A 22,805-nucleotide genomic window follows, 5' to 3' on the forward strand; every position below is an offset into this window, starting at 1 on the left:
CGCTACCATCGCCGCCCATGATCGGACGACTGCAGGGCCTGCTGGCCGAAAAGAACCCACCCCAGGTGCTGGTGGATTGCCACGGCGTGGGCTATGAGGTCGACGTGCCCATGAGCACCTTCTACAACCTGCCCGCGCTGGGCGAACGGGTGACGCTGCTCACGCACTTCATCGTGCGCGAGGACGCGCAGCTGCTGTTCGGCTTCGGCACCGCGGCCGAGCGCAACACCTTCCGCCAGCTCATCAAGATCACCGGTGTGGGCCCGCGCACGGCGCTGGGTGTGCTGTCGGGCCTGGGCGTGGCCGACCTGGCGCAGGCCGTCACGCTGCAGGAAAGCGGCCGGCTCATCAAGGTGCCTGGCATCGGCAAGAAGATCGCCGAGCGGCTGCTGCTGGAGCTCAAGGGCAAGCTCGGCGCCGACATCGGCCCGCACCAGGGCGCCACCACCGACCACCAGGCCGACATCCTGCAGGCGCTGCTGGCGCTGGGCTACAGCGACAAGGAAGCCGCCGCCGCGCTGAAGGCCCTGCCCCAGGACGTGGGTGTGAGCGAGGGCATCAAGCTCGCGCTGAAGGCCTTGTCCAAGGCCTAATTGCGGGTGGAGGAACCGCCCGCGCGCCCTGGCGCCGGGCTTGGCGCACCCGCCCGCTAAACTCGCCGGCTGCCCCCGCAGCCCCTTCTCGAGCCCGCCCGCCGCCATGTTCGCCTCCACCGATCCCGCCACCATCGCCCGGACTGTCGTCATCGGCGGGCTGCTCATCGGCCTGGCCCTGGGCATCGTCGGCCAGGCGAGCCGCTTCTGCATCCGCGGCGCCATCGCCGACTGGGTGATCTTCCGCGGCCCGGCGCGGCTGGCCTCCTGGCTGCTGGCCATCGGTGTGGGAGCGCTGTGCGTGCAGGGCCTGGTCAGCGGCGGGCTGCTGGACGCCACGCGCACCATCGCCTGGTCGGACCGGCTGGCCTGGCTCTCCTGCGCGGTCGGCGGGCTGCTGTTCGGCTACGGGATGATCCTGTCCGGCGGCTGCCCGCAGCGGTGCCTCGTGAAGGCCGGCTCGGGCAGCCTCAAGGCCATGGTCGTGCTGGTGCTGGTGGCGATTGCCGCCCTCATGACGCTGCGCGGCGCCTTCGCCGGCCTGCGGGTGGATTACCTGGATGCAGCCGCGCTGCCGCTGGCCGGCCCGCAGGACCTGGGCGGCCTGCTGTCGCGCGCGTCCGGCGTGGGCGCCGCGGGCCTGCGCTGGGCCCTGGCCGGGCTGATCGCTGCGGGCGCCTTCGCTTTCGCCTGGCGCGCACGCCAGCGCCTGGACGCCGTGCACTGGGTCGGCGGCATCGGCGTGGGCCTGCTCCTGGGCGTGGCGCTGTTCATCACCGGCCACCTGGGCTTCCTGGCGGAACACCCGGAGACGCTGGAATCGGCCTGGCTGGGCACGCAGTCGCGCCGGCCCGAGGGCCTGTCGTTCGCCGCGCCCATGGCCGCCGCGCTGGATCTGCTCACGCTGTGGACCGACCGCGCCACCGTGTTGACCTTCGGCGTGGCCGTGGCGCTGGGCGTGCTGGTGGGCAGCCACATCAGCGCGCGGCTGCGCGGCGAATTCCGCCTGGAATCCTTCACCACGCCGGGCGAGCTGGCATCGCACAGCGCCGGCGCGCTGCTGATGGGCTTCGGCGGCGTGACGGCCCTGGGCTGCTCGGTCGGCAATGGGGTCACCGGGCTGGCGCTGCAGTCGGCCGGCTCGGTGCTGGCCGTGGCCGGCATCGTGGCCGGCGCCTGCCTGGCGCTGCTCGTGCAGGACCGGCACAGCGCGGCGCGCGGCATCGGCACGCCGGTGGCGCCGAGCGCAAGCCGCTGAGCGCCGTTCAGGCGGCGTAGCCGGGGTTGGGCAACCCGCCCGTGAGCCTGGGCTGGTTCACCTTGCGCGGCGTGACCTTGCCGCCCTGCGCCTGGAGCCATTGCTCCACCACCTCCCAGACGGGCCGGTTGCCGGCCCTGGCGGCCTCCTCCGCCACCGGGGCCCAGCCGGCCACCTTGTAGCTGCGGCCGGCCTCGATGGGCTTGCCGTGCAGCCGCATGTCCTCGATGCGCCTGCCGGCTGCCGCCAGGGGGTTGCAGCTGTACTGCAGCCCGCCGACGCGCACCATGTCGCCGCCCTGCTGGTAGTAGGGATCGGGGTTGAACAGGTTGTCGCAGACGTCTTCCAGCACGGTCTTGAGCATCTCGCCAGACATCGCCGTCACGGTGGCGTACGAGTAGGTGGTGGCGGTCATGTCCATGAGCCACTCGCGCGTGATGGCCTGGCCCGACAGCAGGCTGGTGCCCCAGCGAAAGCCGGGAGAGAACGCGATCTCGGCACCCTGCACGTCCATCAGCGCGTCCAGCAGCAGCTGGTCGCCCGAGCCGTTGAAGTTGCCGCGCCGGTAGAGCAGGCCCTCCGTGTGGGCCAGCGTTTCACCGAGCTTTGCTTCGTAGGGCGCGCGGATCTTCGTGATCAGCGCGTCCATGGCGGGGTCGGCCGGCAGCATGTTGGCGAACACGGGCAGCAGCCGGTAGCGGAAGTCCGCCACTTTGCCGTCCTTGACGTCGAAGTCCAGCACCCCGAGGAACTTGCCGTTGGAGCCGGCGTTGGTGACGATGGTCTTGCCGCCACGGTTCTCGACCAGCGAGGCGACCGGCATGCCGTCGTGCGTGTGGCCACCCAGGATGGCGTCCACACCGCTCACGCGGCCGGCCATCTTCAGATCGACGTCCATGCCGTTGTGGCTCAGTACCACGACCACCTGCGCACCCTTGGCGCGCGCCTCGTCCACCATCTTCTGCAGGTTCTCGTCCTGGATGCCGAACTCCCAGTCGGCCACGAGGTAGCGCGGGTTGGCGATCGGCGTGTAGGGAAAGGCCTGGCCGATGATGGCGCAGGGCACGCCGTTGATGGGGCGGATCACGTAGGGCTTGAAGACCGGGTCGCCGAAGTCGGTGGTCTTGACGTTCTGTGCGACGAAGTCGACCTGGCCCGCGAAGTCCTTGTCGATGATCTCCTTCACGCGCTCCATGCCCAGCGTGAACTCCCAGTGCCCCGTCATCACGTCCACGCCGAGCAGCTTGGCGGCGTCCACCATGTCCTGGCCTTTGGTCCACAGCGCCGTGGCCGAACCCTGCCAGGTGTCGCCGCCGTCGAGCAGCAGTGCGCCGGGCCGGCTCGCACGCATGCGCTTGACGAGCGTGGACAGGTGCGCGAAGCCGCCGACCTTGCCGTAGCGGCGCGCCGCCTGGTCGAAGTCGAGGTAGGTCAGCGCGTGGGCCTGGGCGCTGCCCGGCGGCACCCTGGCGGCCTTGAGCAGATGCTCGCCCACCAGGTGCGGCAGCCGGCCCTGCATGCCGGCGATGCCCAGGTTCACGCTGGGTTCGCGGAAGTGGATGGGTTTGAGCTGCGCGTGGCAGTCGGTCATGTGCAGGAAGGACACATTGCCGAAGCGCGGCAACTCGTACAGCGCCAAGGACGCGGCCGCAGCGTCGGCCTCGCTCCACCGTCCCAGGCCCATGCCGGCCACCGAAGCGGCGCCCATGACCTGCAGGAACTCACGCTTGGTCAGATTCATGAATCAGCAGTTGCTTATGGATGGGAGATGAAAAAGGCCTGGGATTCCCAGGCCCGCAGGCTCATTGATTGACCGGTGAGGCCGGGTCGAGCAGCAGCGCCATGATGTCGCGCACCTGCGCCTCGGTCAGGTTGCCCATGTGGCCCGAACGCGGCATGTTGGAGCAGGCGTTGTAGGCCTTGGCGTTCCAGATCTTGCCCCAGGTGTATTCCACGATGGGCTTGGCCGCCGCGCCGGAAGGATCGGTCACGCCGCGCAGCTTGCCGTAGTGGTACAGGCTTGGGCCGATGGTGCCGAAGGAAATCTCCTCCTTGGCGATCTGGTGGCAGTTGTAGCAGTTGCCGCCATTCACGGTGCCCGCCGCATCGGTCCAGGTCTGGCCCCGGCCGCTCTGGGCGATCCTCTCGCCCTCTTTCCAGTCGCCCAGGAACCGGCCGTCGGCAGGCCACTTCACGGCCTTGAGGTTCTCGGCCTCGATGCGCCTGGCCACCTCGGGCGCCAGCGGCTTGCCGGCGACGTCTGCCGCGTTGCACAGCTTCAAGGTCTCGTCGATGCCGGTGACCCGGTCGACCGTGGCGATGCCCTGGGCGCGGAAGCCGGCCTTGACCATGTCTGCGGCCACCTGGTCGGCGTCGGTGGCGGCGCCGCCCATGCGGCTGGCGCAGCCCACCAGGACGGCTGCCGAGGCCAGCGCCGCGGCCATGACGATGCGTGTCTTGTTCATGCCTGCTCCTGCTTCAGCGCTTGATGGCGGGTGCGGCGGACTTGGCACCCCTGGCGTTGACGCCGAGGTAGGTGCTCAACGCCGTCAGCGCATCGGCGCCGAACTCCGGATAGGGAAAGCGCTGCTGGCGATAGCAGTCGTTCAGGCGCAACTGCATGCTCCACATCTGCCCGTTGGAGACGCGGTAGGCCGGCCACGCCGCGAAGCCGACGCCGTCGCCGGGGTTCTTGGTCAGATTGGGCAGGTCCTGCAGGCGGATGCGCTTGCCGTCCTCGCCATGGCAGGAGGCGCAGGCGAAATCGTGGGTGCCGCCGCGCATGAAGAACAGGCGCTTGCCCGCCTCGTAGTAGGTCTTCTCCTGGGCGTGGTTCTGCGGCAGGTTGAACGGCAGCCCCTTGGACTCGGCGGCCACGTAAGTGGCCAGCGCCGTCACATTGGCCATCTCGCCGCGGCCGAACGGCGTCTTGGCGATCTCGGCGGCATCGAAGCCCTGCTGCTGCTGCATGCAGGTGACGAGCCGCGTCTCCAGGTCCTGGACCTTGCCGGTGTCGGCGAAGTAGCGCGGCAGCTCGACGAAGGCGCCCTTGACCACGCCCGGGCCCTTGCCCAGGTCGCAGCCCTGCAGCGAAGCGTTCCGGGGCCCGCGCTTGCTCTTCCACAGCTCCTCGCCCTTGGCTTCGAAGAGGTCCGCCGGATTGCCGTCTTCCAGCATCTTGCGGTACTCCTCGATCGATTCGGTCGTGGTCTTCTGGGCGAACGCGCCCGGCGCTGCGGCGAGGCCCAGCAGCACGGCCCAGAGTGTTGTCTTCGTTGTTGTCATGCGTTCCACTCGTTGTCGACAAGCCCTGTGGGGAGGGGGAAGGCTCAGAAGCTGTGAATGAATCGATCGCGGCCACGACGGGGTGCGCCGGGCCACAGGCGTAGGCGCAGGCCGCCGCCCGGGCTCGTGCCCGGGCAAGGCCTGCAACGCCCGCATGTGGGCTGGCGTGCCCCGGCCCGAAGGGCGAGGCCCCTGGCGCGACGAAGGCGATGGAAGCTGGCTGTCATGGGGCCTCGCGTGGTCGTGAGGGATTCGTTCACAGCTTCTCAGGACACGGTCGCTTCGTCCGTGCGCGTGTCGCCCTTGTTGTCCTTCCAGGTGACCGAGACCTTGTCGCCGGCCTTGGCACCCTTCAGTGTGAATTGCATGAAGGGATTCTTGGAGACCGCGGGGCCCCACTCTGCGCTCAGCACCGGCTTGCCGTTGTGGGCCGCGGTGACTTCGGTGATGTGCCAGGCGGGGATGGTCTTGCCCGCGCTGTCCTTGCGCTGGCCGGTTTCCATTTCGTGGCTCATGAGGACGCGGACGACGGCATTGCCGCCGTTGGCCTGCGCGCGGATGCGCATCGGATCTGCCATGGTGCTGTGCTCCTGGATGTCTGGATGGGATGAAGTCTTGCGCCGCTCAGCCGCCGCAGCCGCCGAGCGTGACCTTGACTTCCTTCTTCGCGTACAGCGCCTTGCCGTCGTTGGTGATCGCCACGGCGTACACATCGGAGGTCTGGCCCATCTTGGCGCGCGTGGAGAAGCTGGGCTCGACCGCGTCGGACACGTTGAACATCGCGACCAGCGCGTTCGGGTTCTTCTCGACCAGTACCAGCAGGTGCTTGAGGTTGGGCAGCGTGGAGGCCACGGCCATCGGCACGACGGCGCCGTTCTCGGCGATGTCGGGTGCGGTCAGGGTCACGTCCTTGCTCTCGGCGGGCGCGCTGCCGCCGAAGGCCTTGGCCGCGTCGGCGATGCTCTTGGCTTCGAAAGCCGTCTTGTTGAACGCGAACGCATCGCGCGGAAGGAGGCCGGCAGCGGCCAGAAGGCCGGCCACCGCCATGGATTGCTGCAAGGTATCGCGTCGGGTTTGCATCGCGGCTCCAGATGACTCGTTAGTTAAGCAGATACTAATGTGATGGGGGTCACGCACTATCGGGAATATCCCTGTCGGTCAGCGGCTTGCGCCGCTGGCGAGCCAGCCGGCGATTCTCTGCGCATCCTCGGCGGAGATCTCCTGCGGCGGCATCGGCATGCTGCCCCACACGCCGGCCCCGCCCGACTTGATCTTGCCGGCCAGGTACGCGCCCTGGCCTGCGTGCCTGGCCGCGATCTCGGCCCAGCTCGGCCCGATGGTCTTGCGGTCGGGCGCGTGGCAGGCCGTGCAGCTGTTCCTCGCCAGCAGCTCGCCGGGCATGGCGGAGCCAGCGGCAGCCGGCGCGCCCGTGGCAACACCCGCGGTCGCGCCCGTGGCAGCGCCACGCTGGGCGCCGACCAGGCGGTTCTGCTCGGCCAGGTTGCCATGCGCATTGCGCGCGAAGTCGGGCAGGCTGGAGGCGACCCGGCCCTCGACCGGGCAATCCTTCATGCAGGCCGTGGCCGCCAAGTCGGGCCGGGCCGCGGTGCCGGCGATGCCGCTGCCGGGCCACAGGGCATGGGCCGTGGCCATGCCGTTGCGGTTGGGCATGCGCTGCTGCACCTCGGCGATGTTGCGGTCGCTGAGCACGTAGTCGTCGGGCACCACACCGGCGAGATTGAGCATGAAGGCGGTCACCGCGTAGACCTCCTCGGTCGACAGCGACTTGGGCTGGTTCCACGGCATGGCCCGGTTGATGTAGTCCCACAGCGTGGAGACGGTGGCCACCTTCATCATCGTGGTGCGGCCGGGGTAGTCGGTGCGCCGCAGGTTGGCCACGCGGCCGGACTGGATGTCCGCAGCCGTGGTGCCGCCGACCAGCGGGTTGAACACCTCGTTGGACTCGCCGAACACACCGTGGCAGGAGGCGCACTTGGCCTCCCACACGTCCTGCCCCTTCGCCACCGAACCTGCGCCCTTGGGCAGGCCCTTGAAGTCGGGGCGCACGTCGATGTCCCAGGCGGCCACCTCGGCCGGCGTGGCCGCGCGGCCCAGGCCCGGGAAGCGCTCCGCAGGCTGGGCCTGCACGGCCGCCGCGCCGGCCAGCAGCACCAGGGCGGCAGCCAGTTCACGCAGTCTGGACATTCTTCACCTCCCCGCTCTCCTGCACCAGCCAGGACTGGACCGCGTTGTTGTGGTAGATCGAGCGCGTGCCCCGCACCGCGCGCAGCTGGCGGTAGCCGGGCTGCACGTAGCCGGTCTCGTCCATGGCGCGGCTCTGCACGATGGCGGGCTTGCCATCCCAGACCCAGTCGATGTCGAAGCGCGTGAGGCACCTGTCCATGACGGGGCCTTGCAGCCGCGCGGTGCGCCAGTTGCGCCCCCCATCGACCGACACGTCCACGCGCTTGACCTTCCCACGGCCCGACCAGGCCAGGCCGGTGATGCTGTAGAAGCCCTTGTCCAGTAGCACCTGGCCGCCCGAAGGCGTGGTGACCACGCTCTTGCACTCCTGGATGCTGGTGTACTGGCGGTGCTGCCCGTCGGGCATGAGGTCGATGTAGTGCACGGCCTCGTCCTTGGCGCCCCAGGGCTGGTCGCCGACCTCGATGCGCCGCAGGTACTTGACCCAGCTGACGCCCTGCACGCCGGGCACCACCAGGCGCAGCGGGTAGCCGTTCTCGGGCCGCAGCATCTCGCCGTTCTGTCCGTAGGCGACCAGCACGGCGCCCGAGCGCACCATGTCCATCGGGATGGTGCGGGTCATGGACGAACCATCGGCGCCCTCGGCCAGCACGAACTGGCCACGCTGCAGGTCGGCTCCGGCCATCTCCAGCAAGGTGATGAGCGGCACGCCGGTGAACTCGCTGCACGAGAGCATGCCGTGCGAGTACTGGCACGTCGGCACGGCCACGTTGCCCCACTCCATGCCGGTGTTGGCGCCGCATTCGATGAAATGGAAGCGCGAGACCGAGGGCAGCCGCATGAGCTCGTCCATGGTGAACACCTTGGCCTGCTTGACCATGCCGTTGAGCATGAGGCGGTGCCGGGACGGGTCGACATCCCACCAGCCCTGGTGGTGCCGTTCGAAGTGCAGGCCGCTCGGCGTGACGATGCCGAACAGGGACTGCAGCGGCGCGAACGACACCGAGGCCTGCGCGGTCTGCGTGAGGCCCGGGCTCTGGCGCCGCTGCACATTGCGCTCGTACCTGGAGGGTTTGCCGTAGCCATCGGTCACCACCGGCTGGCCCAGGCCCGTGGAGTGCTCGGGCAGTTGCAGGATGGCCGGATCGCCGTCCTGCACGGTGGACGCCCCCTGGGCCAGCGCCAGCGGTGCGGCCGCGCCCGCCGCAGCGGCCGCGAAGGCACCACGGATGAAGTCGCGCCTGCCGTTGCGCGCCTCCTGCACCACGCTGGCCAGGCCGGCGCGGTCCAGGAAATTCTCGGGCGCCTTGCGCAGGCGGCCGGGCTCGATGCCTTGCTTGTCCATCTCGGTCCTTTCGCTCACCGCGAACACTTCTTCATGTGCCAGCACCCCCGTCCACCATGCGGCGCACGGCTTCGCACAGCAGGCCGCCGTGCACGGGATGGACGGCGTAGAACACCTGCGCGCCCTTGCGCTGGCGCGTTAGCACACCGCAGCGGTGCAGCGTGGCCAGGTGCTGCGAGACGCTGGACCGGGCGCTGCCCAGTGCCGCCCGCAGTTCGCCCACGTTCATCTCGCTGCGGCACAGCCGCTGCAGGATGCGCAACCGCAGCGGCGTGCCCAGCAGCGCGAACAGCTCCGCCGCGCGCTCGAACACCCGGGCCGAAGCCATGTCTCCCGCCCCCGCATCGCCCTGCGCGGCCGGCGTCTCGCTGGTGGTCGGTGCGCGCCTCATGCCCCGGCCATGGCCGAGACCGCCAGCGCGAGACACGCGAGCTTCATGGGGCTGCCTCCTTGTACGTTTATTTCGAATATCAGCATGTTCGAATGTAATGGAGGCAGACCGGCGATGCCATCCTTGCGCCCCCGGGGAAAACCCTGGAAGCGTGCCGCTTCAGCCGCGCAGCGCCTGCCGCGCCGTGTCGATGCGTGCGTCGAGGTAGGCGCCGTAGAAGTCGGCGCTGGACATGCCACGCAGGCGCGGCGCCAGTTCGCGTCCGGCATGGCCCAGGAACAGCAGCGTCGGTGCGGCATCGACCCGCCAGGCGCGCACCAGCTGCGCGTGGGTGCGCTCCTGCCCGTCGGCGTCGACAACGCGCCTGGCACTGCGCATGTCCACCTGGACCACGGGCAGGCCGCCGTGGCGGCGCAGCGGCACGAGGTGGTGGTCGCGCACGGTGCGGCAGTAGGCGCAGCCGTCCAGGCTCACCATGACCACGAGCGGCTGGCCGGCACCCAGCGCGGCCACGGTTTCGGCAGGCAGAGACGCGGCCAGCGGCAGCGCCGGCTGGGCGTGCAAGGGCAGCGCCTGCCCCCACGCACTGGCCAGGAGCAGCCGGCGCTTCATCGGTCTTCGCGCTCCATCAGCAGGTAGGTGTTGTACGCGTTCATGCGGTTGGCCGCGCCGAACAAGGGCAGGTGCGCGAAGCGTGACCAATCGGTGCGGGCGTAGGCTTCGTCGAAGGGCTCCATGTCGCGCGCGGCCCGGCCCATGGTCTCGCGCAGGTAGGCCAGGTAGTCGCGCGTGAGTTCCATGTCGGCGCGCGCGTCGCGCGACACCGGGCCGTGGCCGGGCACCACCGCCTGGGCGTCGAGCGCCAGCAGGCGGGTGAGCGCCTCGATCCATTCGCCGCTGCGGGCCTGGCCGACGAAAGGCACGCGCCCACGGAACACCAGGTCGCCAGCGAACAGGAGCTTTTGCGATGGCACGAACACCGCCAGGTCTTCCGGCGTGTGCGCCGGACCGACCGGCATGAGCACGAATCGCAGCTTGCCCACCACCAGCTCGCGCGGGCCGTCGATCCACTCGTCCGCCGGCACCAAGTGCGTCTGCGCGTCGATCCAGGGTGCGAGCTCGGTGCGGGAGGCCGCCAGGCGCGACGCCGCCAGCTCGGAATGCAGGTACTCCAGGCCCCCGCGGTGGGCGACGATGCGCGCGCCGGCACGCTGGAACTCCTGCAGGCCGTAGATGTGGTCGGCGTGGTAGTGCGTGACGATCACGTGCGTCACGGCCTTGCCGGTGACGCGGCGGATCTCCTGCATGAACGCGCGCGCCAGCTGCGGCGAGCCCAGCGCATCGATGGCCACCACGCCGTCGTCGGTCGCGACGAAACCGGCATTGGAGATGAAGTTGCGGTTCTGCGGGCTGCCCAGCGCCGACATGCCTTGCACATACCAGGCCGCTGGCGCCACCCGCTCGGCCACCAGCGCCGGCTGGGCCCACCCGGTACAGGCCAGGCAGAGCAACGCCAGCACAGCGGCACGTCCGCACAACGCATCCAAATAAGCCATTGCTTATTTTAAAGACGAAGTTGCGGGCGCGCGAAGCGGGCCGGGCCCTACTGCAGATCCGATTCGATGGCGATCTGCGTGCACACCGCCCGGCACAGCGTGACCACGCGGTCGTTGTTGATGCGGTAGTAGATCTGCACGCCTTCGCGGCGCTTGGCCAGCACGCCGGCCTGGTACAGCGTGTTGAGGTGCTGCGACATATTGGGCTGGGTGGTGTCGATCTCTTCGAGCAGCTGGGTGACGTTCTTCTCGCCATTGCACAGCGCGCTGATGATCTTGAGCCGCATGGGCGCAGACATCACGCGGAACACCTCGGCGGCCAGCTCGAACACCTCGTCCGACTCCGCCGGAGCGGCCGCCTTCACTGCACCCATTGCCCGCTTCACCATGATGAGTCCTTGCCCTTCGTGCCTATATTAACAACGGGCGATGTTTGCCGCACCAGCCATTGTGCGCCGGCACGGCACGGGGCGATGGCGCTCAGGGCTTGATGTAGACGAAGCCCTCGCGCGCCTGCAGCCGCGCCACGCGCACCACGCCGGAGGGCGTGAAGTCCGCGTCCATGGTGAACTGGTCCTTCTTGAGATTGCGGTTGCGCAGCGTGATCTCGCAGACCTCGAAGCGCACGCCGCGCGCCTTCAGTGCACTGACCAGGGCGCCGTAGTCGATGTCGGGGTTCTTCGCATCGCGCGCGCCCTCCATCAGGAAGTCGATGCCTTCGGCATGCGTGACCACCACGATGGTGGTGTCCGGTGCCACGTCCAGGTGGTTGCGGATGTTGCGCAGCCCCTTGGTGGCCTGCGCCGCCGCATTGTCGATGTGGTAGACGACCTTGTCCTGGGCCAGCGCCGCACCGCACAGCAGCACCAGGCCCGCCAGCACGCCCAGCAGCCTTCTCGTGGTCTTCATGGGAATCCTTCTTTCATGAAGCATCAGTCTCGACGCATCGATGGTCGCCGCCCGTACGGGTTTTCCCCTTGGACGCACCGCGACGGGGCGGCCGGGGAAATCAACGCCGGCTGATGGATCGGCGTTACTGCGCGTCGCGCACGATGCGCCCGTTGAGCGCCTGCACCGGCCGGGCGTTGGCCGGGAACATCTGCGCGAACAGGCGCAACTGCTCGGCGCTCAGCGTCACGGGCTGCTTGAGCACCATCCACAGCACGCCCTCGGTGCAGGGCGGCTGCGTCAGCGAGCCGAAGAACTGGTAGTAGCGCTGGTCCTTGGGCAGCAGCGCGGACAGGTCGAGCCAGCCCAGCGGCATGCGCACCATGTCGCCGGCGTCCAGCGGGATGTAGGTCCAGACCCGGTCGATGAAGGGGTTCTGCTCGCCCGGCTGCAGCAGCACGGCCACGATGGCGGTCTGGCCTTCAGCGTTGCGGTGCACCAGGTGCACGCCCATGGCGAAGCCGCTGTGGTCGACGACCTCCCCGGCCGGGTGCTGGAAGTCGAAGGACTCCAGCCGCCAGCTGCTGCCGCGCACCTGCAGCAGGTTCTCGCCCTGCACCTCCACGCGGATGGTGCGCCCGTCGTGCACCACGGTGCCGGTGCTGGGCCGGTAGTCGAAACCCAGCGCCTCGTTCGGCCCCTGCAGGGCTGCCGACGCTTCGATGTGGATGGGCGACTGGCGCTGCCCGCTGCCGCACAGCTGGTACTCGGGCTGCAGGCGGGCCCAGGCCTGCGGGCCACCCGGGCCCCTGTACGACCAGGGCGGTGGCGGGCCTGCGGGCTTGCGCTCCTCGGGCGGCGCAGCGTCGCGCGGCGGGCGGGCTTGGACCGGGATCGGCAGACCCAGCGCGATGGCCCGGGCGCGCTCGTACTGGCGCTGGACCTGCTCCTCGCTGGCACGTGCCGGCGGCCGGGCGTTCACCAGCGGCGCGGCGCCAGCGGCACGTGCCGCCGGTGCAGCGGCCGGTGCGGTCCGCGGCGGCGGCACCTCGTCCTGGGCGATGGCCTGGGCCTGGCGCGCCGGGGCGGCGGCTGGCGCCCTCGATGCACTCGACGCAGTCGACGGACCGGACGCGCTCGCTGCACGCTGTGCGCTCGGCGCCGTGGGCGGTGTGGGGACCACGCGCAAGGCGCCGCCCTGCCCTACGTTGACGGTGACGCTGGGGATCGGCGCAACCGGCGGCGGCTGGCCCTTGGCGGGCCGCGTGGTCGGCGGGGTGCGCTGGCCATTGGCCCGCTCGATGGCCTCACGCAGTTGCTGCGACATGCGTTCGTTGCCGCCCTCGGCTGGCTGGGCCTGGGCCGCCGAACCCACGGACGCCAGCGCGCCGCACAGCAGGACGACAAGGGGAAAACGGGGCAATGGCAAGGCAATGGGCATGGTGGGTGGATGGCGCTTGCGGCACCCTGCTGCTGTATCGGCGCGGATGGCCGCGACTTGAGCGCGGCAATGTGCAAATCGCGTCCGCAAACCGGTCGGATGCCGGGCTATAGTGCCCGTTTTCGTGCCTGCCTTTCCCTTGCGCATTCCCCGTGTCCATCCAGACTGACAACTTCGCCATGCCGCCGGAGCGCCGTGTGGTGTCGGCCGCGCCCGCCTCGCCCAACGAAGAGGCGATCGAGCGCGCGCTGCGCCCCAAGCTGCTCGACGAGTACGTCGGCCAGGCCAAGGCGCGCGAGCAGCTGGAGATCTTCATCGGCGCGGCCAAGAAGCGCACCGAGGCACTGGACCACGTGCTGCTGTTCGGCCCGCCGGGCCTGGGCAAGACCACGCTGTCGCACATCATTGCCCAGGAGCTCGGCGTGAACATGCGCCAGACCAGCGGCCCGGTGCTGGAGAAGCCCAAGGACCTGGCGGCGCTGCTGACCAACCTGGAGCGCAACGACGTTCTGTTCATCGACGAGATCCACCGGCTGAGCCCGCTGGTCGAGGAAATCCTCTACCCGGCGCTGGAGGACTACCAGATCGACATCATGATCGGCGAGGGGCCGGCCGCGCGCAGCATCAAGCTGGACCTGCAGCCGTTCACGCTGGTCGGCGCCACCACGCGCGCCGGCATGCTGACCAACCCGCTGCGCGACCGCTTCGGCATCGTGGCGCGGCTGGAGTTCTACACGGCCGAGGAGCTCTCGCGCATCGTCACGCGCAGCGCTGGCCTGTTGAAGGTGCCGATCGAGGCACAGGGCAGCCTGGAGATCGCCACGCGCTCGCGCGGCACGCCACGCATCGCCAACCGGCTGCTGCGCCGCGTGCGCGACTACGCCGACGTGAAGGGCAACGGCACCATCACCCAGGACATCGCCAACCGCGCGCTGGCGCTGCTCGACGTCGATCCGCAGGGCTTCGACGTGATGGACCGCAAGCTGCTGGAGGCGGTGATCCACCGCTTCGACGGCGGCCCCGTGGGGCTGGACAACATCGCCGCCAGCATCGGCGAGGAAGCCGGCACCATCGAGGATGTGATCGAGCCCTACCTGATCCAGCAGGGCTTCCTGCAGCGCACGCCGCGCGGGCGCATCGCCACGCAGGCCGCGTTCCGCCACCTGGGCGTGACGCCGCCACAGACTGCGCCCGACCTGTTCGCCTGATGCAGCAGGACGCGCCCGACACCGGGCTGTTCACCCCGCTCGAATTCGCGCCCACCCGCCGGCGCCAGAACCTGCTGGTGGCCGGGCTGCTGGTGCTGGCCGGCCCGGCCCTGGCCTGGGCCGCGGCGGCGCAACTGCCCGGCATGGCACTGGGCTGGCGCGTGCTGGCCGGCGTGGCCGTGCTGTTGTCGTGCCTGTGGCTGGCGCGCACGCTGTGGCGCCATGCCGCCAGCAGTGCGCCCGTGCTGCGGCTGGACGGGCGCGGCATCTCCGGCGCCACGCTGCAGCCGCCCGTGCCCTGGCATGTGCTGGAAGACGCTCAGCTCGAGCGCGGCGGCCTGCTGCGCCTGCAGCGCCGGCCCGATGGCGCGCACCCGGACCAGCCCCAGGGCTGGCTGCGCCGCAACCCGGCGCGCCCACGCGTGAGCCTGCACTTGCTGAGCCCGCGCCAGCAGGACATCGCCTACGACGCCATCCACGCCCGGCTGGACGTGCTGCGCCTGCGCGCCGGCACCGGCGAGGCCGCCAGCCGGCGCGCCGCGCGCGACGAGGACGCCTTCGAGAGCCACCTGGACACCCTGGTGCCCACGCCCTGGGCGCTCTACGTGGTGGTGGCCGCCAACGTGCTGGTCTGGGCCATGAACTGGGCAGCCGGCCTGAGCCCGCTCAAGCCGGCCTCCACCGAGTTGTTCGCCTGGGGTGCCAACGCGGCCTCGGCCGTGGTGCTGGACGGCCAGTGGTGGCGGCTGCTGACCGCCGCCTTCCTGCATGGCGGCATCGTGCACCTGACATTCAACATGCTGGGCCTGTGGGAGGCCGGCAAGCAGCTGTGCCGGCTGCTCGGCAATGGCCAGTTCGGGCTGGTCTACCTCGCCAGTGCGCTGGCCGGCAGCGCCGCCAGCCTGCACTACGCGGCCCAGAACTCGGTCTCGGTCGGCGCCTCGGGTGCGGTGTTCGGCGTGCTGGGCGCGCTGGTCACGGCCAGCTGGCACTACCGCCACCTGGTGCCCGCCACCAATTTGCGCCGGCTGTGGACCGGGCTCGGCTTTTTCATCGGCTATTCGCTGCTGCACGGCTTCACGCAGGAGAACGTGGACAACGCCGCCCACGTCGGCGGCCTGGCCTGCGGCATGCTGCTGGGCCTGGTGCTGCTGGCGCCGATCGACCGGCAGGCCGCAGCCAGCCGCCGCCACAAGCGCGCCGCCGCCATGGGCCTGCTGGCGCTGGCGGCGGTCGGCTACGCCGTGCTGGCCACACCGGTGCCACGGGTCTGGCACGCGCAGATGTACGCCGCGCAGGAACTGCTGCCCGAGGTCGCGCGCCGCTTCGACCAGGGCTTTCGCCAGATGGCACTGGAGGCGCAGCGCCTGCAGCGCGGCGAGATCCGCCAGCCGGTGTTCCTGCAGAACGCCGAGCGCGCGATCAGCCCGGCCTGCAGCGCCATCACGGAGGAGCTGGCGCCGCTGCGCGTGCCGCGCTGGGAGCAGACCGGCCGCCTGGTCCACATGTACCTGCAGATCTGCGCGCTCACCACCCGCTCGCTGGCGCTGGAGCAGGCCATGCTGCGGCGCGACCCCGACCTGCCGGCCGACGCGGCGGCGCAGCTGGCGCAACTGTCCGGCCAGATGCAGCTGGCCCTGCGCGAGCTGGCCGACGCCGTGCGCCGCGCTCCCGTTCCCGTTCCCGTGCCCCGAAAGCCTGCGCGTGCACCCCAAGCCCCAACCTGAACCCCGCCCACGCCGCAGCGGTGTGCTGCTGCTGGCCGCGCTGCTGGTTGTGGCCGCCCTGTTGTGGACGGGCCGCGCCGAACTGCCGGCCCAGCTGGCGCGCTGGACCGGCGCCGCCACCCGCCCGACCGCCACGCTGGACTACGCCCGCCTCTCGCCTTCACTGGACGCCGCCGCACTGGGCCGGCAACTCGGTGGCCTGTCGCTGCCTTGCCAGCCACAGGCCGAAGGCAGCGTCTGCGAAGCCGCGCTGGCCGAGGCCAACGGCGTGGCCGCCGCGTTGCTGCGCGCCCGCTGGCATCAGGGCACGCTGCAGTCCGTGGACTTGCTGCTGCCCTGGTGGGAACACCACCGTGCGGTCGGCATGCTGACCGAACGCCTGGGCGCGCCGGGTGGCAACGAAGTCGTCACTGCCGACGGCCAGCGTCTGGCCGCGCTGCGCTGGAGCCTGCCCGAAGGCACGGTGCAGATGGCGCGCGCGCCAGGCTGGAACCCGCTGCACTGGGCCACCGTGCGCTGGGACGCCGCGCCGCCGCGCTGAGCGTGGCTGCAGGGAACGCGCGCGCATGGTAAGGTCGCGCGCTCGGGTTTTCCCCTAGAAACCCCACCGACCGGCCCGCGCAGCGCGGTCCGCGCCCAGGAGTCTCCCGCCTTGAACAACCTCCCCACCGCCGAAGGCACCGCCACGCCTGGCGCGGCCACCACAGGCTTTGCCCGCGCCGTCTTCTCGCTCGGCGTGGGCGGCTTCGCCATCGGCACCGGCGAGTTCGTGATCATGGGCCTGCTGCCCGAAGTGGCCGCCGACATCGGCACCACCATCCCGCAGGCCGGCCACGTGATCAGCGCCTATGCGCTGGGCGTGGTGATCGGCGCGCCTGTGCTGGCCGTGCTGGCCGCCGGCATGGGCCGGCGCGCGCTACTGGTCGCGCTGATGGCCGTGTTCGCCCTGGGCAACTTCGCCAGCGCTGCCGCGCCGGGCTATTGGTCGCTGAACCTGCTGCGCTTCGCGGCCGGCCTGCCGCACGGCACCTACTTCGGCGTGGCCGCCCTCGTGGCGGCCGCGCTCGCGCCGCCCGGCCGGCGGGCCCAGGCCGTCGGCCTCGTGATGCTGGGCCTGACCAGCGCCACGCTGGTCGGTGTGCCCATCGCCGCGGCACTGGGCCAGTGGCTGGGCTGGCGCGCGGCCTTCGTGCTGGTCGGCGTGATTGCGCTGGCCGCCGCCGTGCTGGTGCAGCGCAACGTGCCCGACCTGCAGCCCGACGCCGGCGCCAGCCCGCTGCGCGAACTCGGCGCCCTGGCCAAGCCGCAGGTCTGGCTCACGCTGGGCATCGGCGCCATCGGCTTCGGCGGCATGTTCGCGGTGTTCAGCTACATCAAGCCCACGCTGCTCGAAGTGGCCGGCATGCCGCTGTCGTGGGTGCCCGTGGTGCTGGCCTTGTTCGGCCTGGGCATGGTGGCCGGCAACCTGGCGGGCGCGCGCCTGGCGGACCGCGCGCTGATGCGCACCATCGGCACCATGCTGGTCTGGTCCGGCCTGGTGCTGGCGCTGTTCACGGTGATGGCGCACCACCCGGTCACGGCCGCGCTGAACCTCTTCATGGTGGGCACCATCGTGGCCATCGGCCCGGCGCTGCAAGTGCGGCTGATGGACGTGGCGGGCGACGCGCAGACGCTGGCTGCCGCGCTCAACCACTCGGCCTTCAACGTGGCCAACGCCGTGGGCGCCTGGCTCGGCGGCGTGGCGATCAGCGCGGGCTTCGGCTGGACGTCCACAGGCTGGGTCGGCGTGGCACTGGCCATGGCCGGGCTGGCGGTGTACTTCTGGGCGCTGTCGAATGCGCGCGCCCATGCGCGCCGCAACGCAGTGGCGCCGCAGAACTGCGCCGAGCAAGCGGGCTGATCAGGCCCGCGCGGCCAGCCTCATCGCTGGCGGCGGCGGCGCACCCACAGCATGGCCAGCCCGCCGCTCAGCACCAGCAAGGCGCTGGCCGGCTCCGGCACCTCGGACAGGGCCAGCTGCTGGTACGCCAGCTCCTGCATCCTGCGGGCCTGCGCACCGGTGATGCCCAGCGCGGCCGCCGCCGTCTCGGATGAGCCCAGGCTGCGCGGGTCCAGCCCCGTGACCTGGCCGAAGACCACCAGGGCTTCCAGGTAGCTGCCGTACTGGCTGGCGTGGTAGCTGTCGCTGGCCCACAGGTTGACGAGGCCAGGCGCGATGCCGTCGTAGGGGTTGGGATCGGCGAAGCCCTGCGCCATGGCCATGTTCCAGGCCAGGCCCACGGGGATCACGCCGTGGATGTTGTCGGACGCCGCGTCCGCCAGCGCATAGCCCGCGTACACGTCCAGCGCCATCTGGTAGATGGATTCGCCATACCAGGGCCGGCCGGCCGGGTAGGTCTGGTCGGCACGCGACCAGGTCGCCATCAGCTGCACGTTCACATCCGCGTTCTGCGCGACGAACATGTCGGCCAGCAGGCTGGAGTACTGCAGCAGCTTGGTCGGATCGCCGGGAGCGGCGGCGTCCAGCGTGCTGAAGGTGTGCATCACCACGTTGTCCCATGGCTTGTTGATCAGCGCCTGCTTGGTGTTGTAGTGCAGGTCCAGCCCGCTGCCGCCCACGGTCTCCAGGCTCACGTTGTAGCTGAGCCCGGCCTGCTGCGTGAAGGCCTTGAACAGCGCAGGTATGCCGCCGATGCCGCCGCCGTTCAGGTCGGTCACCGTGTTCGGCTGGTAGGTCTGCACGGCCGAACCCTGGCCGTAGGTGAAGCTGTTGCCGATGAACAGGATGGAGGGCGCGGCACAGGCGCCGACGCCGGCCGCGCCAAGCGAGAGCGCCAGAGCCGCCTGGGCGGCGCGGCGCCACAACCGGGACGATGGAAAGAGCGAGCCGTTGCGCATGCGGTGTGGCTCCTGTCTGGATTGGGGCGCCGAATATACGAATGAATGCGCCATTCGCGCGCAGATCGTTACGAATTGTTGCGACAACGGAGGCCCAGGGAGAGCAGCCGGCGCGGCGCTCGCCGCGCCCTACGCCTTGCCGCGTTCCAGCATGCGGCCTTCGCGCGCCGACACCTCCAGCACGCCCTCGCGGTAGGCGCAGCGCCCGTTCACATAGACCGCCACCACCCCCACGCTGGCCTGCACCGGCTGGTCGTAAGTGGCCATGTCGGCGATGCGCGCGGGATCGAACACCACCACGTCGCCGGCATGGCCCACCCGCAGCAGGCCGCGGCCTGCGAGACGGAAGTTCTTCGCCGTCATGCCGGTCATCTTGTGCACGGTCTGCTCCAGCGTGAACAGGCCGCGGCCGCGCCAGTAGCGCGCGAACACACGCGGGAAGGCGCCCCACAAACGCGGGTGCGGGTGCCGGTCGTGCGGCAGGCCGTCGCTGCCGACCATGGCCAGCGGATGGGCGATGACGCGCTCCACGTCGTCCTCGCGCATCTGGAAGTAGCAGGCGCCGCCCGGCATGAGCCGCCGCGCCGCGGCCTTCTGGTCCACGCCCCACTCGGCCGCGATGTCGGCCAGCAGGCGGCCGGTGAACTCGGGGTGCGTGTCGCTCCAGGTGAGGAGCACGTCGATCACGCCGTCGACCAGGTCTTCGCGCAGCACGGTGGAGCCGGCCACGTAGGGGTAGACGTCGAGCGCCACGTCCTGGCGCTGGGCCAGCTGGTCCACCAGCGGGAGCGTCTCGCGCGTGCGCCCCCATTGCGTGGGGCCGGCGCACTTGTGGTGGGACAGCACGAGCGGCACGCCCGCATCGAAGGCGCAGTCGCCCGCCTCGTGCATGGCTTCCAGGATGGACTGCATTTCGCTGCGCAGGTGCGTGGCGTAGACGCCGCCGTGTCGCGCGACGACGCGGGCCAGGTCTGTCACCTCGTCGGCCGGCGCCGCGAAGGCTTCCTCGTAGAACAGGCCCGAGGACAGCCCCAGCGCCCCCTCGGCCATGGCCGCATCGAGCAGCGCGGCCATGGCGGCGCGCTCCTCGCCGCTGGCGGCGCGCGTGAGGTCGTCCATCGCCGCGAAGCGCAGCGTGGTGTGGCCGATCAGCGCGGCCACGTTGAGCGCGGGCCGCGCCAGGTGCACGGCCTCGCGGTAGGCGGCCAGCGTGGCGTAGCGGAACGAGTCGCCCCCCAGCAAGGTGAGCGGCGGCTTGGCCTGGGCCGTGGCATAGGGCGCCAGCGAGATGCCGCAGTTGCCCGTGACCACGGTGGTGATGCCCTGCGACAGCTTGGCCAGGTACTCGGGCGTGCGCAGCACGATGGCGTCGTCGTGCGTGTGGCAGTCGATGAAGCCTGGCGCCACGGCCTGGCCGGTGCAGTCCATCACCGCCACGTCGGCGATGTCCAGGCCGGCCGGCAGGCGCTGGCGCAGGCCAACACCCGACGCGGCGATGCGGCCGTCCACGAGCAGCAGGTCGCCGGTCCACGACGGGCCGCCCGAGCCGTCGACGATGAGGCCGTTCTCCAGCAGGGTGACTTCAGCCACGTTGCACTCCTCCGCCATCCCAGCTCTGCAGCGGATGGCTCTGCACGTCGATGCCATGGCGCTGCAACGCCTCGCGCACGCCGCGCAAACGGCGCACGGCGGGCTCGCCCACGCGCTGGGCCACCAGCACGGTCAGGATCTCGATCAGGGTCAGGTGCACCAGGTAGGCATCGATGCCCACGTGCATCACCGCGTCGTCCGGCACGGTCAGGCCCAGCAGCCAGTCGGCCCGCGCGGCCAGCGGCGTGCCGGGCCGCGTGATGGCCACCACCTTGGCACCCTGCGCGCGCGCGATGTCCACCGCGTCGAGCAGGCTGGGCATGCCGCCCACGTGCGTGAAGGCGATGACCACGCCGCCGGCCTTCTGCGCGCCGGCCGCCACCTGTTGCAGGTGGTAGTCGGCCCAGGCCGTGGCCGACAGGCCCAGGCGGAACAGCCGCGCCTGCAAGTCCATGGCCATGAACCAGGAGGTGTTGCCGGCGCCGACGATGTCGATGTGTGTCGCCGTGGCGATGGCGTCCACCGCGGCCTGCAGCACGTCCATGTCGAGCTGGTTGCGCACGCCGGCCACCGAGGCCGCGGCGCTGCGCGCGATCTTGCCGACCACCTCGTCGGCGGCATCGGCGATGTTCACGCGGCGGTGCAGCGGCGAGCCGCCCAGCGCCAACTCTTGCGCCAAGGCAAGCTTGAACTCGCGCAGGCCGGCGAAACCCAGGTCGCGGCAGGTGCGCATGATGGTGGGCACCGAACTGCCGCTGCGCTCGGCCAGCTGCTCGAAGCTTTCCTCGAGCGTGCGGTCGGGGTCCTCCAGCATGGCTTGCAGGATGGCGCGGCGCGTGGCCGGCGCCGCCTCGCGCGCCAGCGCGATGCGTTCGAGCAGGGAGGGCGAGTTGTTCATCAGAAGTGCAGCGTGACGGCATCCGTCACGCGGTAGTCGTCCTCGACGATGGGCATCCAGTGCCATTTGTCGAAGGTGGTGCAGGGATGCGAGATGCCGAGGCCGACGCGCTCGCCGACCACCGGGGCCGTGGCCTCGTCGGCGGCGTCCCAACGCAGGAAGGCGTGCTGGTCGTTGAGCGCCGTGACCGTCCAGCTCGCGGGGATCGCCTGCGGCGCCGGCATGCCGCGCGGTGCGCGCGCAAACGGGATCGGCATCTCCTGGTCGTAGGAGATGTCGCGCCGCCCGCAGGTCAGGATCGCCAGGCCCGGCTCGGGCCGCGACTGCACGGCGGCCCAGACTTCGAGCGCAGGCTGCAGCGTTTCGGTGAAGCCGCAGCGCTCGGCCACCGAGGCCAGCAGGCGCTTGTAGTTGCCATGGTCGTGCGTGATGTAGCAGCCCGAGCGCAGCAACCCGCGCACGGGCCGGCCCAGCAGCGGCGTGAGGCGCCCGGCCACCAGGTCGAAGATGGCCGAGCCGCCGGCCGAGAGCAACACCTCGTCGTGCGCGAACAGGCTGTCCTCTGCGCACAGCTTGGCGATGGCCTCGACGCGGGTCATCAGCGCGTCGGCGTAGGCCGCGTCGTGCTCGGTGCGACCGGTGGCGCCCATGCCCTCGTAGCACTCGATGCCGGCCAGCCGCGTGGCCGGGCTGGCGTGCAGCGCGCGGGCCAGTGCGGTGGCCTCCTCGTGCGTGCGGCAGCCGGTGCGGGCGCCGGGCACGCCGATCTCCAGCATCACCTCGAACGGCTGGCTGCCGGGGTGCGCGGCGAACCATTGTTCGATCAGCGCAAGCTGGGCGGTCGAATCGACGAGGAACACCACGCGCAGACTGGCATGTGCGGCCAACAGCGCCTGGATGCCGGCCAGGTCGTCGTCGGTCACGACCTGGTTGGCGATCAGCGTGCGGCGCGCGCCGGCCTGCACGCCGACGGCGAGCTGCGTGACGGTGGCGAAGCTCAGGCCCCAGGCGCCGGTGTCGAGCTGGCGCGTGAACAACTGGGGCGACATGGTGGTCTTGCCATGCGGCGCGAGGTCGATGCCGCGCTCGCGCACGAAGGCCTGCATCCAGGCCAGGTTGTGGCTCAGCGCGCTGCGTTTGAGGACGGCCAGGGGGAGAGGCAAGCGGCCATCGAGCACGTGCCAGCCGGCGCTGCCGATGGTGCTGAGCGCACGGGGTGCTTCGGTGCGTGGGTAGCCCTTGTAGCCGGGGTCGAGGATGGGGTCAGTGGTCATGGTTCAGATTCATCGGTACAGAGGTTGCGCGTGGGTCGCGGCCACCGGGTGGCCCCTTCCGCGAATGTCCCCCGCCAGGGCCGCAGGCGGCCCTGGCTCCTCCTTTATTTCGCTGCAGGGGCCACCCGATACCCTCGACCTTGGACACGTCGCGTCGTGCGGGGGCGTGCGACGCGACGTTGATGGACCGCGTCGATGGTGTGCTCCACGCAGCGAAATAAAGGAGGAGGCCTTGCCCGCCTTGCCGG

The 22,805-nt window shown here is 70.7% G+C and carries 23 protein-coding genes; 6 read left to right on the forward strand and 17 right to left on the reverse strand.

Annotation, left to right across the window (positions count from 1 at the left end):
• Window positions 1-17: 17 nt before the first annotated feature.
• Both ruvA and DES41_RS10900 read left to right on the forward strand, forming a co-directional pair.
• Window positions 18-593, forward strand: coding sequence for a Holliday junction branch migration protein RuvA (gene ruvA / locus DES41_RS10895; protein WP_114467628.1), 576 nt, complete (start codon window positions 18-20; stop codon window positions 591-593).
• A 106-nt stretch (window positions 594-699) separates the two neighbouring features.
• On the forward strand, window positions 700-1,851 hold the full coding sequence (locus tag DES41_RS10900; RefSeq protein WP_114467629.1) for a YeeE/YedE family protein: 1,152 nt from the start codon (window positions 700-702) through the stop codon (window positions 1,849-1,851).
• Window positions 1,852-1,858: 7 nt separating this feature from the next.
• Here the strand turns inward: DES41_RS10900 and soxB are convergent, their stop codons facing one another.
• The 13 genes from soxB to DES41_RS10965 all read right to left on the reverse strand — a co-directional run bounded on the left by soxB (window position 1,859) and on the right by DES41_RS10965 (window position 12,950).
• Window positions 1,859-3,592, reverse strand: coding sequence for a thiosulfohydrolase SoxB (gene soxB / locus DES41_RS10905; protein ID WP_114467630.1), 1,734 nt, complete (start codon window positions 3,590-3,592; stop codon window positions 1,859-1,861).
• Window positions 3,593-3,653: 61 nt separating this feature from the next.
• The gene (soxX, locus tag DES41_RS10910; RefSeq protein WP_114467631.1) at window positions 3,654-4,316 is read right to left on the reverse strand and encodes a sulfur oxidation c-type cytochrome SoxX; all 663 of its coding nucleotides are present in this window, start codon (window positions 4,314-4,316) and stop codon (window positions 3,654-3,656) included.
• A gap of 13 nt (window positions 4,317-4,329) precedes the next feature.
• Window positions 4,330-5,136 carry a sulfur oxidation c-type cytochrome SoxA gene (gene soxA / locus DES41_RS10915; protein ID WP_114467632.1) on the reverse strand — a complete coding sequence of 269 codons (807 nt, stop codon included), beginning with the start codon at window positions 5,134-5,136 and terminating at the stop codon, window positions 4,330-4,332.
• 266 nt (window positions 5,137-5,402) lie between these two features.
• On the reverse strand, window positions 5,403-5,714 hold the full coding sequence (gene soxZ, locus DES41_RS10920; protein WP_114467633.1) for a thiosulfate oxidation carrier complex protein SoxZ: 312 nt from the start codon (window positions 5,712-5,714) through the stop codon (window positions 5,403-5,405).
• Window positions 5,715-5,760: 46 nt separating this feature from the next.
• Complete coding sequence (gene soxY, locus DES41_RS10925) at window positions 5,761-6,216, reverse strand: thiosulfate oxidation carrier protein SoxY (RefSeq protein ID WP_114467634.1); 456 nt, start codon at window positions 6,214-6,216, stop codon at window positions 5,761-5,763.
• Between the two features lie 78 nt (window positions 6,217-6,294).
• Window positions 6,295-7,341 carry a c-type cytochrome gene (locus DES41_RS10930; protein ID WP_114467635.1) on the reverse strand — a complete coding sequence of 349 codons (1,047 nt, stop codon included), beginning with the start codon at window positions 7,339-7,341 and terminating at the stop codon, window positions 6,295-6,297.
• Complete coding sequence (gene soxC / locus DES41_RS10935; protein WP_114467636.1) at window positions 7,325-8,686, reverse strand: sulfite dehydrogenase; 1,362 nt, start codon at window positions 8,684-8,686, stop codon at window positions 7,325-7,327. Before soxC ends, DES41_RS10930 begins: the two co-directional genes overlap by 17 nt.
• Window positions 8,687-8,717: 31 nt before the next feature.
• The gene (locus DES41_RS10940) at window positions 8,718-9,077 is read right to left on the reverse strand and encodes an ArsR/SmtB family transcription factor (RefSeq protein ID WP_114467637.1); all 360 of its coding nucleotides are present in this window, start codon (window positions 9,075-9,077) and stop codon (window positions 8,718-8,720) included.
• A gap of 159 nt (window positions 9,078-9,236) precedes the next feature.
• Complete coding sequence (locus DES41_RS10945) at window positions 9,237-9,689, reverse strand: thioredoxin family protein (protein ID WP_245965651.1); 453 nt, start codon at window positions 9,687-9,689, stop codon at window positions 9,237-9,239.
• Entirely contained in the window at window positions 9,686-10,597 is a 912-nt protein-coding gene (locus DES41_RS10950; RefSeq protein WP_342769649.1) for an MBL fold metallo-hydrolase, read from the reverse strand. Before DES41_RS10950 ends, DES41_RS10945 begins: the two co-directional genes overlap by 4 nt.
• An 83-nt stretch (window positions 10,598-10,680) precedes the next feature.
• Window positions 10,681-11,007: an ArsR/SmtB family transcription factor gene (locus DES41_RS10955; RefSeq protein WP_114467639.1), complete on the reverse strand. Its 327-nt coding sequence runs from the start codon at window positions 11,005-11,007 to the stop codon at window positions 10,681-10,683.
• A gap of 106 nt (window positions 11,008-11,113) precedes the next feature.
• Entirely contained in the window at window positions 11,114-11,542 is a 429-nt protein-coding gene (locus DES41_RS10960) for a DsrE family protein (protein ID WP_114467640.1), read from the reverse strand.
• 124 nt (window positions 11,543-11,666) lie between these two features.
• Window positions 11,667-12,950 (reverse strand): carbonic anhydrase, encoded by a 1,284-nt coding sequence (locus DES41_RS10965; protein ID WP_147282830.1) that lies wholly within the window; start codon window positions 12,948-12,950, stop codon window positions 11,667-11,669.
• A 164-nt stretch (window positions 12,951-13,114) separates the two neighbouring features.
• Here DES41_RS10965 and ruvB point away from each other — a divergent pair, with 164 nt between their 5' ends.
• From ruvB to DES41_RS10985, 4 genes are all read left to right on the forward strand, one after another.
• On the forward strand, window positions 13,115-14,170 hold the full coding sequence (gene ruvB / locus DES41_RS10970) for a Holliday junction branch migration DNA helicase RuvB (protein WP_114467642.1): 1,056 nt from the start codon (window positions 13,115-13,117) through the stop codon (window positions 14,168-14,170).
• Window positions 14,170-15,897 carry a rhomboid family protein gene (locus DES41_RS10975; RefSeq protein ID WP_114467643.1) on the forward strand — a complete coding sequence of 576 codons (1,728 nt, stop codon included), beginning with the start codon at window positions 14,170-14,172 and terminating at the stop codon, window positions 15,895-15,897. The genes ruvB and DES41_RS10975 overlap by 1 nt, the downstream gene beginning before the upstream one ends.
• The gene (locus DES41_RS10980) at window positions 15,875-16,438 is read left to right on the forward strand and encodes a hypothetical protein (protein ID WP_147282831.1); all 564 of its coding nucleotides are present in this window, start codon (window positions 15,875-15,877) and stop codon (window positions 16,436-16,438) included. The genes DES41_RS10975 and DES41_RS10980 overlap by 23 nt, the downstream gene beginning before the upstream one ends.
• Before the next feature lie 111 nt (window positions 16,439-16,549).
• Window positions 16,550-17,797 (forward strand): MFS transporter, encoded by a 1,248-nt coding sequence (locus tag DES41_RS10985; RefSeq protein ID WP_114467645.1) that lies wholly within the window; start codon window positions 16,550-16,552, stop codon window positions 17,795-17,797.
• Between the two features lie 20 nt (window positions 17,798-17,817).
• On the opposite strand, the gene DES41_RS10990 is transcribed toward DES41_RS10985, so the two are convergent.
• The 4 genes from DES41_RS10990 to DES41_RS11005 form a co-directional block, all read right to left on the reverse strand.
• Window positions 17,818-18,795: a PEP-CTERM sorting domain-containing protein gene (locus DES41_RS10990; protein WP_114467646.1), complete on the reverse strand. Its 978-nt coding sequence runs from the start codon at window positions 18,793-18,795 to the stop codon at window positions 17,818-17,820.
• Between the two features lie 129 nt (window positions 18,796-18,924).
• Window positions 18,925-20,403, reverse strand: a complete 1,479-nt coding sequence (locus DES41_RS10995) for an N-acyl-D-amino-acid deacylase family protein (protein ID WP_114467647.1) — start codon at window positions 20,401-20,403, stop codon at window positions 18,925-18,927.
• On the reverse strand, window positions 20,378-21,283 hold the full coding sequence (locus tag DES41_RS11000) for a MurR/RpiR family transcriptional regulator (RefSeq protein ID WP_114467648.1): 906 nt from the start codon (window positions 21,281-21,283) through the stop codon (window positions 20,378-20,380). Before DES41_RS11000 ends, DES41_RS10995 begins: the two co-directional genes overlap by 26 nt.
• Window positions 21,283-22,557: an amino acid deaminase gene (locus DES41_RS11005; protein WP_114467649.1), complete on the reverse strand. Its 1,275-nt coding sequence runs from the start codon at window positions 22,555-22,557 to the stop codon at window positions 21,283-21,285. The genes DES41_RS11000 and DES41_RS11005 overlap by 1 nt, the downstream gene beginning before the upstream one ends.
• Window positions 22,558-22,805 lie beyond the last annotated feature (248 nt).

Source organism: Pseudorhodoferax soli (assembly GCF_003337555.1).
Taxonomy (GTDB): domain Bacteria; phylum Pseudomonadota; class Gammaproteobacteria; order Burkholderiales; family Burkholderiaceae_C; genus Pseudorhodoferax; species Pseudorhodoferax soli.

What these genes read in the sequence shown, in the direction of transcription:
- ruvA (WP_114467628.1), top strand. Translation starts at nt 18, where the DNA reads ATGATCGGACGACTGCAGGGCCTGCTGGCCGAAAAGAACCCACCCCAG.
- DES41_RS10900 (WP_114467629.1), top strand. Translation starts at nt 700, where the DNA reads ATGTTCGCCTCCACCGATCCCGCCACCATCGCCCGGACTGTCGTCATC.
- soxB (WP_114467630.1), bottom strand. Translation starts at nt 3,592, where the DNA reads ATGAATCTGACCAAGCGTGAGTTCCTGCAGGTCATGGGCGCCGCTTCG.
- soxX (WP_114467631.1), bottom strand. Translation starts at nt 4,316, where the DNA reads ATGAACAAGACACGCATCGTCATGGCCGCGGCGCTGGCCTCGGCAGCC.
- soxA (WP_114467632.1), bottom strand. Translation starts at nt 5,136, where the DNA reads ATGACAACAACGAAGACAACACTCTGGGCCGTGCTGCTGGGCCTCGCC.
- soxZ (WP_114467633.1), bottom strand. Translation starts at nt 5,714, where the DNA reads ATGGCAGATCCGATGCGCATCCGCGCGCAGGCCAACGGCGGCAATGCC.
- soxY (WP_114467634.1), bottom strand. Translation starts at nt 6,216, where the DNA reads ATGCAAACCCGACGCGATACCTTGCAGCAATCCATGGCGGTGGCCGGC.
- DES41_RS10930 (WP_114467635.1), bottom strand. Translation starts at nt 7,341, where the DNA reads ATGTCCAGACTGCGTGAACTGGCTGCCGCCCTGGTGCTGCTGGCCGGC.
- soxC (WP_114467636.1), bottom strand. Translation starts at nt 8,686, where the DNA reads ATGGACAAGCAAGGCATCGAGCCCGGCCGCCTGCGCAAGGCGCCCGAG.
- DES41_RS10940 (WP_114467637.1), bottom strand. Translation starts at nt 9,077, where the DNA reads ATGAGGCGCGCACCGACCACCAGCGAGACGCCGGCCGCGCAGGGCGAT.
- DES41_RS10945 (WP_245965651.1), bottom strand. Translation starts at nt 9,689, where the DNA reads ATGAAGCGCCGGCTGCTCCTGGCCAGTGCGTGGGGGCAGGCGCTGCCC.
- DES41_RS10955 (WP_114467639.1), bottom strand. Translation starts at nt 11,007, where the DNA reads ATGGGTGCAGTGAAGGCGGCCGCTCCGGCGGAGTCGGACGAGGTGTTC.
- DES41_RS10960 (WP_114467640.1), bottom strand. Translation starts at nt 11,542, where the DNA reads ATGAAGACCACGAGAAGGCTGCTGGGCGTGCTGGCGGGCCTGGTGCTG.
- DES41_RS10975 (WP_114467643.1), top strand. Translation starts at nt 14,170, where the DNA reads ATGCAGCAGGACGCGCCCGACACCGGGCTGTTCACCCCGCTCGAATTC.
- DES41_RS10990 (WP_114467646.1), bottom strand. Translation starts at nt 18,795, where the DNA reads ATGCGCAACGGCTCGCTCTTTCCATCGTCCCGGTTGTGGCGCCGCGCC.
- DES41_RS10995 (WP_114467647.1), bottom strand. Translation starts at nt 20,403, where the DNA reads ATGGCGGAGGAGTGCAACGTGGCTGAAGTCACCCTGCTGGAGAACGGC.
- DES41_RS11000 (WP_114467648.1), bottom strand. Translation starts at nt 21,283, where the DNA reads ATGAACAACTCGCCCTCCCTGCTCGAACGCATCGCGCTGGCGCGCGAG.
- DES41_RS11005 (WP_114467649.1), bottom strand. Translation starts at nt 22,557, where the DNA reads ATGACCACTGACCCCATCCTCGACCCCGGCTACAAGGGCTACCCACGC.